Source organism: Mycolicibacterium chengduense, from assembly GCF_033741155.1.
In the GTDB taxonomy this organism is placed as follows: domain Bacteria; phylum Actinomycetota; class Actinomycetes; order Mycobacteriales; family Mycobacteriaceae; genus Mycobacterium.
This window is the reverse complement of record NZ_JAWQNH010000005.1, coordinates 406,320-418,810: the sequence shown is the minus strand read 5'-3', so window position 1 is coordinate 418,810 and position 12,491 is coordinate 406,320. Positions and strand designations below refer to the sequence as shown.

Below are 12,491 nucleotides of genomic sequence, written 5' to 3'. Positions count from 1 at the left end.
ACGGAAGGCCACCGGACAGAACAATGCCGACACTCGCTATTGACAAGGGATTCATCACCGACCTCGCCAAGCTGGAGAAGACTGTCGCGAAGCGGGTTGCCGAGGTGTTCGATGAGTTCGACGCCGCCACCCACACCGGGCTGCATCTGGAGAAGATCGCCAACGCCCGCAACCCGCGGTTCCGGTCCATCCGCATCGACCAGGCTTGGCGCGGCATCGTGCTCGCTCCCGTTACCGGGGATGTGTACACGCTGTTGAAAGTGTTGCACCACGATGACGCCTACGCCTGGGCGCAACGCAGCAATGTCTCCGTCAACTCTGCCACCGGCGGCATCGAGATCCGCGACGAAGCCGAACTCGACCGCCAGATTCCCCAAATGGAACAGGCGGCCAAGAGCGCCGGCATCCCGATCTTCGCCCACATCAAAGACGGCGAACTCACCAAGCTCGGCATCGATGACAAGGTGCTGGCGTTCGCGCGCACCGTCACCGACCCCGCCCAGCTCGATGCCGCGAAATCCTTTCTCCCCGAGGCCCAGTGGGATGTGCTGTTTGGGCTCGCTGCCGGTTACACCCCCGACGAGGTATGGGCTGACCTGGGCGCGCAGATCCTCAACGAGCCCGTCGACACCGAGGACATCGACGCCGCCATCCTTCGCAGCAACGACCGCGTCGTCCTGGTCTCCGGCCCCGACGAACTGATGGACGTCTTCGCCTACCCATTCGCCACTTGGCGGGTGTACCTGCACCCCACCCAACGGGCCGTCGTCGACGCCGGCTATAAGGGCCCGGCCCGCGTCACCGGCGGCCCCGGCACCGGCAAGACCGTCGTCGCCCTGCACCGCGCGCACATGCTCGCCCAACGCGGCGACGGCAAGGTCCTGGTCACCACCTTCACCTCGACGCTGTCGGAAACGCTGCAAACCGGCTTGGACATGCTGGTCGACGACGAAAAGGCCGAGGCCCGGATCGAGGTGTCACACGTCGACCGGATCGCGCATCGGGTCTTCCGCAAGGCCCACGGAGCGCCGCACCTGCTCGGCGCCGAGGACGAGAAGGCGCTCTGGACCGGGCTGATCGGCGAACTCGGACTCAGCTTCACCCCGGTGTTTCTGTCCGAGGAATGGCGGCAGGTGGTGCTGGCCCGGCGCATCAGCACCGCGGACGAATACCTGGCCGCCAAACGGACCGGCCGCGGCCGCGCCCTCGGAGCAGCCCAACGGGCTCAGGTGTGGCAGGCGATCTGGGAGTTCGAGCAGACACTGACCCAACAGGGTGTCTGGACGCATGAGACCATCCGGCGAGAAGCTACCCGACTGCTGGAGGAGTCTACCGACAAGCCGTTCCGGCACATCGTCATCGATGAGGCCCAGGACCTCAGTCCCGACCAGTGGCGGCTGCTGCGCGCGGCCGTCGCCGAAGCTCCCGACGACATCTTCATCGCCGGGGACACCCACCAACGCATCTACGACAACCGGGTCAGTCTCCGCGAGGTCGGCATCAACATCGCCGGTCGGTCCTCACGCCTGAACATCAACTACCGCACCACCGCCGAGATTCTGGGGTGGAGCCTGGGCCTGCTGCGCGGCGAACCGATCGATGACATGGAGGGCGGTTTGGACTCCACTGCCGGCTGCAAGTCCTACGTGCACGGGCTCGCACCGGTATTGAGCGGACATTCGAGCGCAGACGCGGAGGCGCAGTTCATCGCCACCAGGGTCAAAGACTGGGTCGACGGCGGCGTCGCGCCATCGGAAATAGGAATCGCGGTTCGGGCGAAGTGGTCGGCCTCGAAGATCGAGAGCGCGCTACGCAAGGCCGGCATCGACACAATCGACCTCGCGAAGGCCTCCGATGACGACGACGCGGTTCGGGTGGGGACGATGCACCGCGTGAAGGGTCTGGAGTTCCGCTGCATGTGCGTGGCGGGCGTAAGCGCCCAGCTGGTGCCTGCCGCCAACGCCGTCACGCCACTTGAGGATGACAAGCAGACGCACCAACAGGACTTGGAACGGGAACGCTGTCTGCTCTTCGTGGCCTGCACCCGGGCCCGCGAAGAGCTGCTGGTGACCTGGCACGGCGAACCCAGTCCGTTTCTGACTGCTGTCGACAAGAACTGAACAGGAGTGCTCACGTGACCCGACTCTCGACGCTGCTTGATGAAATCGACTCCGGCGTGGTTCTTCTCCCGGAGTTCCAACGCGGCTACGTCTGGAACCGCGACCAGGTCCGCGGCCTGATGCGCTCGCTGTACCGCGGTTACCCGGTCGGCGGGTTGCTGATGTGGGAAACCACCTCGGACGACATCACCGTGCGCGGCGCCGCCGGGGGCAGCGGCACCCGGCAGCTTCTCCTCGACGGCCAGCAGCGGGTCACGTCGATGTATGGCGTCGTCCGCGGTGCGCCACCGCCATTCTTCGAGGGCGACAAGAGTGCGTTCACCGGGCTGCACTTCAATGTTGAAACCGAGTCCTTCGAGTTCTACGCGCCGACGAAGATGGCCGGCGACCCGACCTGGGTCAACGTCACCGAGCTCTTCCGCAAAGGCCCCTTCGAGTACCTGACCGCATTCCCCGATGTCGAACGCGAGGTGCTCAATACTTATCTTGAGCGCCTGAACCGGATCAAGGAGATCGAGAACCGCAACTTCAACTCAGAGAAGATCACCGGGGCCGGTAAGACGGTCGAGGAAGTCGTCGACATCTTCAACAAGGTCAACTCCGGCGGCACCAAACTGTCCAAGGGCGACCTCGCGTTGGCGAAACTCTGTGCGGAGTGGCCGGACGCCCGCAAGGAGCTGCGGGACAGCCTGGATCGGTGGAAGAAGGCCGGCTTCCGGTTCTCTTTGGACTGGTTGCTGCGCAATGCGACGGCGGTTGCCACCGGCCGGGCGCTGTTCTCCTCGCTGACCGACGTGTCAGCCGTTGAGTTCGAGTCGGCGCTGGGAAAGTCTGTGAGCCACATCGGCACGTTCCTCGACGCTGCATCCGGTCGCCTCGGCCTCGACCACGACCGGGTTCTAATGGGCCGCTATGCCACTCCTGTTATCACCCGACTGCTTCAGTTGAATGGCGGCGGATTCACCGACAGCGCACACCGCGACAAGGTCTTGTACTGGTATGTGCATTCAGCACTGTGGGGCCGATTCAGCGGCTCGACGGAAACCTACCTACAACAGGACTACGACGCCGTCGAACGTGTCGGGGTGGACGCGCTGATCTCCACGCTGGAACGCGTCCGCGGCGGCCACTTGGCGGTGAGCCCCGATGATTTCTCCGGCTCGACCCGCGGGTCACGGTTCTATCCCCTGCTCTACCTGCTCACTCGTGTCGACGGTGCGCGTGATTTCGGTAGCGGATTGGAACTGCGCGCCGAGCTGCTGGGCAAGCTGACCTCGCTGCAGGTGCATCACATCTTCCCAAAGGCGCTGCTACGCAAGCACGGGTTCGACCGCAACGAGATCAATGCCCTCGCGAACTTCTGCTTCCTGACTCAAGACACCAACATCAAGATCGGCATGCGCGATCCGGCCGAATACCTACCGGAAGTACAGGCCAAGCATCCTGGTGTTCTGGAATCGCAATGGATTCCCACCGATCCCGAGCTATGGCACGTTGAGCGTTACTCGGACTTCCTGGCCGCTCGACGTGAGCTGCTCGCCTCCTCTGCGCAGTCATTCTTGGAGAGCCTGCGCAATCCGCAGTCACCGCACGACGACGTCGTCTTGGAACGGTTGCAGGTCGCCGATGAGGAGGTCGACGATCCCCGCGCCGAGCAAGTCCGTGCGCTGATCTCCGAACTGGAGAGCAGGGGTTTCGCCACCCCCGTAGTCGACGCCGACATCCCCGATCCGGTGAGCGGTGCGGAACTGGCTGTCGCCGAAGCATTCTGGCCCGACGGCCTGCAGCCGGGTCTGGGCTCGCCCGTCGTCCTGGAACTGGACCCCGATGACGCTGATCTACCACGTTTGGAAGAACTCGGCTATCAGGTGTTCACCTCGGTGGATGCTCTTCTCGGGTTTGTCGAGAACGAGGCCGCAGCCACAGCTGGCGAGGTCATCGAGGACGAGCCTGCCCCGACGACCCCGAGCAACGCGGCCGCCGAGTTTGCGGAGCGCATGAGGGCGGTCTACGACCGCGGCCGCTCGGAGGCCGGCTGCAATGCCTCCTATTTCTTGAGCATGCTGTCTCAACACGGGCCACAGGAGACTGCGCACAGGCTGCTGGCCTCTCCGGCGATCTCCGATGGATTCGCCGAACTTTGGGAGCGCGGCCGGCTTGATCTGACCGTCGAGGCTCTGGTAGTCGAACCGCAGTTCTCAGAGCTGTTCAGCGAAGATGAGGTTGCGGTTGCTCGACGACGCCTGGCGCAGTTTGGCTACAGAGTCGAGTAGCGGTCATTAGCAGTTCGTCACGCAGGCGGCCGTTGTACGGTGCGGATACCGTCGGGTGTGGAGTCGCGCAGGACGCTGCGTTGGCGTCTACTCGTGACTCTCCTCCGAGAGATACCCTACCGCCCGACCAGCCCTATCACTGTCGCTCATTTGTCGCTCGGAGCCGGGCATTCGCCACCATCCCCCGCAAACCCTCACCCCGACAACCGCGCCAACCAGTCCGACTCACCGTCCAGCGGTTCGCCACCGAGGACCACTGTCGGCACCCCTGGTTCGGGAAAGGTGTGCAACACAGCAAGGTTGGACGCGGCGATGGCGTGCGGGTCGTACCCCAGGAACACGCCCAGCCGAATCAAGTCGACCGCCGAGCCTGGCGCTCCCGCCGAGGCGGCCAGATCGGCCAGCTGGTCATTCGACAGATCGGTCGCACCACCCTCGTGCGGTTGGTGTTCCGCGGAGAAGATCTGTTGCACGAACCGCCATGTGGCCTCGCTCGACCCGGATTGGCCGGCCACCACGAACGTCGCGTAGATGGCCCGCGCATCGTAACTGCCGCTGGCCGAATACTTTTCAAGGAAGTTCACGAATCGCAGGTTCACCCGAAGCGAGCCGTCTTCGATGCGCTTGCCGATCTCCGAACCTTGCGAGCGGATCATCTTCCCGCTGTACGGGCACATCGGGTCCACATACAGATCGATCTGCCCGAGGGCGTCAGGATCACCGATCGACACGACATCCCCAGAAGGCGCGGCGACCGAAGCCGACGCAACGCCGGGGAACAACATCAGCAACGCCAGGACCACACCGGCCAGCACACGAATCTTCACCACACCCATCATGCCGCCACGCCCAACCCCGTCAGTTCCCCGTGTGACTTCTGTGACTCAGCCGTACAATCCTGACGACTTGATTCGAGAACGAGGAGCCGCCCCATGCATGACCTGACCAAGCGCGCGCTTGCCGCCGCCTTCGCCCTGGCCGCTCTCGGCACCCCGGCGGCCCTGGTCACCATCAACCCCGCGATCGCGCAAGCGGCCTGCAGCAACGGTGAGGAAGAAGACCAGTTCACCACCCAGTGCACACCGTTCCTGGTGCCGAACTCCCCCGACTCCGAAGGCTTCACCACTACCGCGGCGAACCCGGACATCCCGGAGATCGATGGCATCCCCTGCACCGGCGCCGACAGCGGTGCCTGCATCGGCCTGTCCGAGGACCAGATCCCGCAGGTCACGCCCCACGTCACCATCAGCTCCAGCCCGTAGTGCGAACGGCCGGGGCCGGCAGGCCCCGGCCTACCGAACGGTGACGGGCTCGATCCCGGCCGCCGCCAGCCGTCGGTCCGAGTGCGCCGGCCGCACCACCCGAGGCCACCAGAACCACTTGCCCAGCAACGCCGCCACCGCAGGCGTCATGAACGAGCGCACCACCAACGTGTCGAACAGCAGGCCCAGCGCGATCGTCGTCCCCACTTGGGCCATCACCTTCAGATCGCTGAACGCGAACGAGGCCATGGTCGCGGCGAACACCAGACCCGCCGAGGTGACCACCGACCCGGTGCCCGCCATCGCGCGGATGATCCCGGTCTTCAGGCCACCGTGCAGTTCCTCCTTGAACCGCGAGACCAGCAAGAGGTTGTAGTCCGACCCCACAGCCAAGAGCAGGATCACCGCCATGGGCAGCACCATCCAGTGCAGTTCCAGACCGAGGATGTGCTGCCACAACAGAACTGACATGCCGAACGAAGCTCCCAGCGACAACAACACCGTGCCGACGATCACCGCCGCGGCAACCATGCTTCGGGTGATCAGCAACATGATGATGAAAATCAGTGCTGCCGCGGCGATTCCGGCGATCATGAGGTCGTACTGGGCACCGTCGTGCATGTCCTTGTAGGTGGCAGCGGTCCCGGCCAGGAAGATCTTGGAGCCTTCCAGCGGCGTGCCTTTGATCGCTTCGCGGGCGGCCTGCTTGATCGGGCCCACATGCGAGATGCCTTCCGGTGTCGCCGGATCACCGTCGTGGCTGATGATGAAGCGCACCGATTTACCGTCGGGTGAGATGAAGTTGCTCATCCCCCGCTTGAAGTCCTTGTTGTTGAACGCTTCCGGCGGCAGATAGAAGGTGTCGTCGTTCAGCGATTTGTCGAACGCCTCCCCCATCGCGGTGGAGTTGTCCTGCATCGCCGAGCCTTGATCCTGCATACCTTTCTGGGTCTGATACATGGTCTGCATGCTGGTCTTCATGCTTTCCATGACCTCGATATTGGTCGGCCACAGCGCCACCATCTGCGGCATCAACGTGTCGAGGTGCTTGAGATCCGGCAGCAACTGCTGGATGTCGTCGGTCATGGTGTCGATCCCGTCGAGGGTGTCGAACACCGACCGGATAGACCAGCACGCCGGGATGTCGTAGCAGTGCGGTTCCCAGTAGAAGTAATTGCGGATGGGGCGCAGGAAATCGTCGAAATCGGCGATGTGGTCCCGCAGTTCGGCGATGTCGAGCGTCATGGTGGTGGTCTTGAGCACCATGGAGTGGGTGGTATCGGCCATCTGTTGGGTGACCGACTGCATCTTCTTCATGGTGTCGATATTCGTTTGGATGTCATCGATCTGCGTGAGCATCCGCGCGTACATGTCCTGGTTGTACTTCTCGTTCATCTTCTGCGTGGCGCCCTGCTGGCTCAGCATGAACGGAATGGTGGTGTGCTCGATCGGCTTTCCGTTGGGCCGGGTGATGGTCTGTACGCGACCGATACCCGGGACCGCGAGCACGGCCTTGGCGATCTTGTTGATCACAAGGAAGTCGGCGGGATTGCGCAGATCGTGGTCACTCTCCACCATCAGCAGGTCCGGATTCATCCGGGCGGCGCTGAAATGCCGTTCGGCGGCTTGGTATCCGATATTGGCGTTGATCTCGGGCGGCAAGTACTTGCGCGCGTCGTAATTGGTCTTGTAGCCCGGCAGCGTCACCAGGCCGACGAGCGCGAGCGCCAGCGTGGCAACCAGCACCGGGCCGGGCCAGCGCACCACGGTGACCCCGACGCGGCGCCAACCGCGCGACCGGATGGTGCGTTTGGGATCGAAGCGACCGAACCGGCTGCCGATGGTGATGACTGCCGGTCCCAGCGTGAGCGCCGCGACGACAGCGACGAAGGTTCCGATGGCGCACGGCACACCCATGGTCTGGAAATACGGCAGTTTGGTGAAGGACAGGCACAGCATGGCACCGGCAATGGTCAGCCCCGAGCCGAGCACGACGTGCGCGGTGCCGCCGAACATCGTGTAGTACGCGGTCTCCCGGTCCTCGCCGGAGCCGCGCGCCTCCTGGTAGCGGCCGATCGCGAAGATCGCGTAGTCGGTCCCGGCGGCGATGACCATCAGCGTCAACAGGTTCACGGCGAACGTCGACAACCCGATGATGTTGTTGTACGCCAGGAAGGCGACCACACCGCGGGCGGCGCCCAGTTCCATGAACACCATGACCAGCGTCAGCAGCACCGTGACGATCGACCGATAGACGATCAGCAGCATCACCGCGATCACGCCGATGGTGATCGCGGTGACCAGGGCAATGCTCTTGTCGCCGGCGTGGTGCTGATCCGAGATCAGCGGCGCGCCACCGGTGACGAACACCTGCAGGCCCGGCGGCGGTGGGTTCTTCGCGATGATGTCCCGGACCGCGGCCACCGAGTCGTTGGCCAACGTCTCGCCTTGGTTGCCTTTCAGGTACAGCTGCACGTAGGCGGCCTTACCGTCCTCGCTCTGGGCGCCCGCGGCAGTCAGCGGGTCACCCCAGAAGTCCGCGACGTGTTCGACGTGCGCCGGGTCGGCACGGAACCGTTCGATCAACCCGTCGTAGTAGTGGTGGGCTTCGGCGCCCAGAGGCTGGTCGCTTTCCAGCACGATCATGGCGTTGCTGTCGGAGCTGAATTCCTTGAAGTCCGCGCCGATGCGCTTCATCGAGATCATCGCCGGCGCGTCCCGCGAGCTCAGCCCGACGGTATGCGCTTCACCCACTTCCTCCAGGGGCGGGACCAGCACGTTGGTGGCGACGTTGAGCAGCACCCAGCCGATAACCAACGGCACCGAGAGCACCCTGATGAGGTGCGCGATCCTGGATCGCCCCGCCACGGTAGCGGTCATCGACGGCACCCTCCCGATCAGGCCCGCATCGCCCATCGTGAACTTGTCGGCGTTACAACTGCGCTATCGCGCGTAATATGCGTAGTCCGTCAAACTGTGGCTGTCAACTGGTTGAGAGCGGCGGCGAACGGACGGTTTGCGCGCGTCGAGGCCCCAAACCGGCATACTCACACCGTGGCGCCGAAAAAAGTGCGGGACACATCACCCAAACGCGGGTGGCTGACACCGAAGCAGCAGCGCGCGTGGGTTGCGTACATGCGCGTCCAATTACGCATGAACTACGAGATGAACCGCCAACTGCAGGCCGATTCCGGACTGTCACTGGCAGAGTACGACGTGTTGGTGGCCCTCAGCGGCGCAAAGGACGACGGCATGCGCGTCAGCGACCTGGCCGCGCAGATCGGCTGGGAACGCAGCCGGCTTTCGCATCAGCTGCGCCGCATGGATGAACGAGGCCTCACCGAACGCCGGCCCAACACCGATGACGGACGGACCACCAACGTCGTGCTCACGCCGAACGGCCGACAGGCGATCACCGAGGCCGCGCCCGGGCACGTCGACCTGGTCCGGGGCCTGTTCTTCGATGCGCTACCCGAGAACCTGCTCGGGCCGTTCACCGCGGCGCTGGAGCACATTCACGTCAACCTCAATCACAACAGCTCGCTGCCGCCCGCTCCTGGCTAAACATGCATGACAAGTCACTAATAGGAAGTGTCATGAGTGACGTCACGGGGACCTGCGGCGCAGATTAGGCCCAGCTAGGCGATGGCCCGCTGCAGCAGTGCCATCTATCGGAATAGGTGATGTATCACCTATGTTGTAGCGAGGGCACCTAGTAGAACCACACCAGAACGGAGCCCGATCATGGGACAACTCGACGGTAAGACGGCATTGGTCACCGGCGGCACGTCAGGCATTGGCCTGGCGACGGCGCAGCGGCTCGCCGACGAAGGCGCCTACGTCTTCATCACCGGCCGCGACCAGACCCGCCTGACGGAGGCAGCCGACAAGATCGGCGCCCACGGCGTGCGCAGCGACATCAGCAAGCCGGAAGAACTCGACGCGCTGGCGACCGAGATCGCCCAGCACGGCGCGGGACTCGACATCGTGTTCGCCAATGCGGGCGGAGGCGACTTCGCCACGCTGGCCGACGTGACCCCGCAGCACTACCGGGACAACTTCGACCGCAACGTGGCCGGCACGGTGTTCACCGTCCAGAAGGCGCTGCCACTGCTCAACGAGGGCACCTCGATCATTCTGGCCGGATCCACCGCCGCCTCCGAAGGCACACCGTCCTTCGGGCTCTACGCGGCATCCAAGGCGGCCATCCGCTCGCTGGGCCGGACCTGGGCCGCCGAACTCGCCGACCGCAAGATCCGGGTCAACACCATCGTGCCCGGCCCCATCGAGACCCCCGGACTCGTCGGCCTGGCCGCCGCCGACCAACAGCAGGCCCTGCTGGACGGAATGGCAGCCAGCCTGCCGCTCAAGCGGGTCGGCCGGCCGGAGGAGATCGCTGCGGCGGTGCTGTTCCTGGCCTCGGATCAGAGCAGCTTCATGACCGGTGCGGAGTTGGCCGTCGACGGCGGGCTGATCCAGGTCTGATCGCTCGTGTTTGTGCGGTGACATCCGCCGACGGCGGCGCGTCGCGGATGACACCGCACAACCGCAGGCCAAGCCACGGGTCAGCCGCCCAACTCCATCGCTACACCACCTGCCTTGAGATCGGCGAACGTGTAGCTCAATTCACCGCGGCGCCCGACGCTCACGACGTAGCGATCCTCGCCCTCGGTGATGTCGAACGTGATGCCGAAGGTGCACATGTAGCGACCACCCCGGCCCGGCTCAAGGTAGGAGGTGGTGAGGATCTCGCCCTTGCCGTTCTTCACGGTCACCGGGGTGCCGGCATCGACATCGCCGTAACCACCGGTGCCCGCGCAGGACGAGCCATCAACTTCGATGCCACGCGAATATGCGTTGGGGTCGGGGTCGTTGAGAGTGAAGCTGCCGTGGATCGTCGCCGTCTCGAGGACGTGGAAGCCGGTCGCGAACTCCGGGCAGAAGTTCTGCACGGCAACCTGATCGGCAGGCATCCCTTGTTGCGGGCTACCCTCGCCGAGCTTTCGGCACACCTGTCTGCCGTGTGCCACCGCGTTGGCGTCGGAGTTGAACCCCGCCGAGAAACCCTTCTCCCGCAGGGATGCGAGGTAGCGGTCTTCGGGGGTCTCCCGGACGCGGTGCAGATAGAGATACGTCCCGATCCCGGCACCGGCCAGAATTGCGGTCACCAGCGCTACCGATACCCCCGTCCACAGGTTGCGGCGGTTGCCGCCACGGCGCCGCGGCGCGGGGGCAGTGAGATCCGCGCCGAAGCCTGCCAACTGCTGCTTGCCAATCGGATCGAGCGCTTCCACTCCGCCGTCGCGGATGACGTCGGTCGGCTGGCCACCGACGAAGTAGCGGCCCTCATGCCGCCCGGTGGGGTCCGGTCGCCAACCGGAGTCTCCGGCATCAACGGCGGCCGTCTCGTGTGCCGGCTCGTACCAGGCCTCGCCCGCCTTGAATGCACCGCACGATCGGCAGGCATTTTCGTCAACCAGCGCCGCCCCGCAGAACACACAGAATCCCATGGTCTTGTGCTCATTTCCTGTACACAGTGGTGCCTTCTTCGGCACCGAACATGGAACTGACGAACTTCGCAAAGCAGTCGTCGACGCCGAATCCCTCAGAGTCGCACCACCGATTGGCATCTGCCGGGAAGTACCACGACGGACCGACCACGGTAACCCACCAGTCCGGGCCGCTGAACGTCGACCATTGGCCCGAGTACACGAGACGTGCCTCACCGTAGCGTTGCCGGTAGGCAAGATGATCGGTCAGCACATCGGCATTGGTGAGCTCCCGTCCTTTGATTTCGAGACCGGCACGTTTCGAACTCACTTGCGGCACCCAGCGATTGGCAATAATGTTGCGCACGTATGGATAGTCGGCGTCCCTCAACTCATTGAGAACCGCTTGTGCCACCCCATCCACACTTCCGTGTTCGGGAGAGGCAGGCGCGGTTGCCGTCAACTCTGCCACTCCTTGCCGCCCGACCGCTGCGGTCGCCAGTCCCGGCCGATTCTGCGCACGGTGCGCAACGAGGGTCGGCGCTGCATCCACCATGTCCGGCGTGCGCCAGTACATGCCGGACGGGAAAACTAGTGTCTGATGTCCCGGTGCCCCGCCGTCCATCACCACCGGGGCTGCCGAGAAATCGAACTCTCCTGCCGCGATGTCACGCCGGCCGTCGGCAACGGTCACCCGCACCGCGTTGCCGGCCTCAACCTCACCCCCGGCGCAGCCGGGAAAGAACGCCGCCGCGACCGTGAGCCCAGCCGGAGTCATATCCATCGACTCCGCCGCCAGAATCGGCGGTTCCGCGCAGGCCGCCGGTGCGGCCACACCCGACGTGGTGAACCCGCCGTCCGGCGCGGCCGCGGGCTTATCCGTCCCCGACCGAACCACCAGGACCGCCCCGGCAACGCCGGCCGCCGCGACCACGAGCGCCAGGACCACCCCGCCGATCAGCAGCGCGCGACGCCCACCCCAGCTCTGCGCTGTGTCGGGGATTTCATCGTCGGCCGGGAAGGGCAAGACACCGATCGGTACACCGCACTGACTACAGAACTTATAGTTCGCCGCGTTGACATGACCCTGCGGGCACAGCGCCGTCACCGCCACACGGTCGCTGGCCGCCTCCCCTGACGAATTCCGCGAGTCTGTCATTGCGGCTTCCCCTATACAACGACTCCATATCCAGCACGGATCGACCGAGAATTTCCCTTATCAAGGAATTGCCGCGACCGAATTCGCTCATTCTTTGATATCACGGGCACTATTGGCCGCGCATGTTTTCCGCGAGGGCGCGGATTATTTGCTGGCGCCCGCACAAGACAGAAGTTCGCGTCGCCGCG

Annotated in this window: 9 protein-coding genes; 5 read left to right on the top strand and 4 right to left on the bottom strand. The window is 64.5% G+C overall.

Going from position 1 to position 12,491, the window contains the following annotated elements; genetic code table 11:
• Positions 1-23 precede the first annotated feature (23 nt).
• Positions 24-2,120, top strand: coding sequence for a UvrD-helicase domain-containing protein (locus tag SBI67_RS20555; RefSeq protein WP_318982333.1), 2,097 nt, complete (start codon positions 24-26; stop codon positions 2,118-2,120).
• A 14-nt stretch (positions 2,121-2,134) separates the two neighbouring features.
• A complete protein-coding gene (locus SBI67_RS20550) occupies positions 2,135-4,393 on the top strand; it encodes a GmrSD restriction endonuclease domain-containing protein (RefSeq protein WP_318982332.1) in 2,259 nt (752 codons plus the stop codon).
• Positions 4,394-4,587: 194 nt separating this feature from the next.
• On the opposite strand, the gene SBI67_RS20545 is transcribed toward SBI67_RS20550, so the two are convergent.
• Positions 4,588-5,232 (bottom strand): DsbA family protein, encoded by a 645-nt coding sequence (locus SBI67_RS20545; protein WP_413232536.1) that lies wholly within the window; start codon positions 5,230-5,232, stop codon positions 4,588-4,590.
• A gap of 93 nt (positions 5,233-5,325) precedes the next feature.
• Between SBI67_RS20545 and SBI67_RS20540 the strand changes: the two genes are divergently transcribed.
• Positions 5,326-5,655 (top strand): hypothetical protein, encoded by a 330-nt coding sequence (locus tag SBI67_RS20540; RefSeq protein WP_318982331.1) that lies wholly within the window; start codon positions 5,326-5,328, stop codon positions 5,653-5,655.
• Between the two features lie 30 nt (positions 5,656-5,685).
• Here the strand turns inward: SBI67_RS20540 and SBI67_RS20535 are convergent, their stop codons facing one another.
• Positions 5,686-8,535: an MMPL/RND family transporter gene (locus tag SBI67_RS20535; RefSeq protein WP_318982330.1), complete on the bottom strand. Its 2,850-nt coding sequence runs from the start codon at positions 8,533-8,535 to the stop codon at positions 5,686-5,688.
• Between the two features lie 255 nt (positions 8,536-8,790).
• Between SBI67_RS20535 and SBI67_RS20530 the strand changes: the two genes are divergently transcribed.
• Positions 8,791-9,219: a MarR family winged helix-turn-helix transcriptional regulator gene (locus tag SBI67_RS20530; RefSeq protein WP_318982329.1), complete on the top strand. Its 429-nt coding sequence runs from the start codon at positions 8,791-8,793 to the stop codon at positions 9,217-9,219.
• Positions 9,220-9,399: 180 nt separating this feature from the next.
• Positions 9,400-10,140, top strand: a complete 741-nt coding sequence (locus SBI67_RS20525; protein ID WP_318982328.1) for an SDR family NAD(P)-dependent oxidoreductase — start codon at positions 9,400-9,402, stop codon at positions 10,138-10,140.
• Between the two features lie 80 nt (positions 10,141-10,220).
• Here the strand turns inward: SBI67_RS20525 and SBI67_RS20520 are convergent, their stop codons facing one another.
• Together SBI67_RS20520 and SBI67_RS20515 are read right to left on the bottom strand one after the other, a co-directional pair.
• The gene (locus SBI67_RS20520) at positions 10,221-11,165 is read right to left on the bottom strand and encodes a DUF732 domain-containing protein (protein WP_318982327.1); all 945 of its coding nucleotides are present in this window, start codon (positions 11,163-11,165) and stop codon (positions 10,221-10,223) included.
• Between the two features lie 10 nt (positions 11,166-11,175).
• Entirely contained in the window at positions 11,176-12,303 is a 1,128-nt protein-coding gene (locus SBI67_RS20515; protein WP_318982326.1) for a hypothetical protein, read from the bottom strand.
• Between the last annotated feature and the right edge of the window lie 188 nt (positions 12,304-12,491).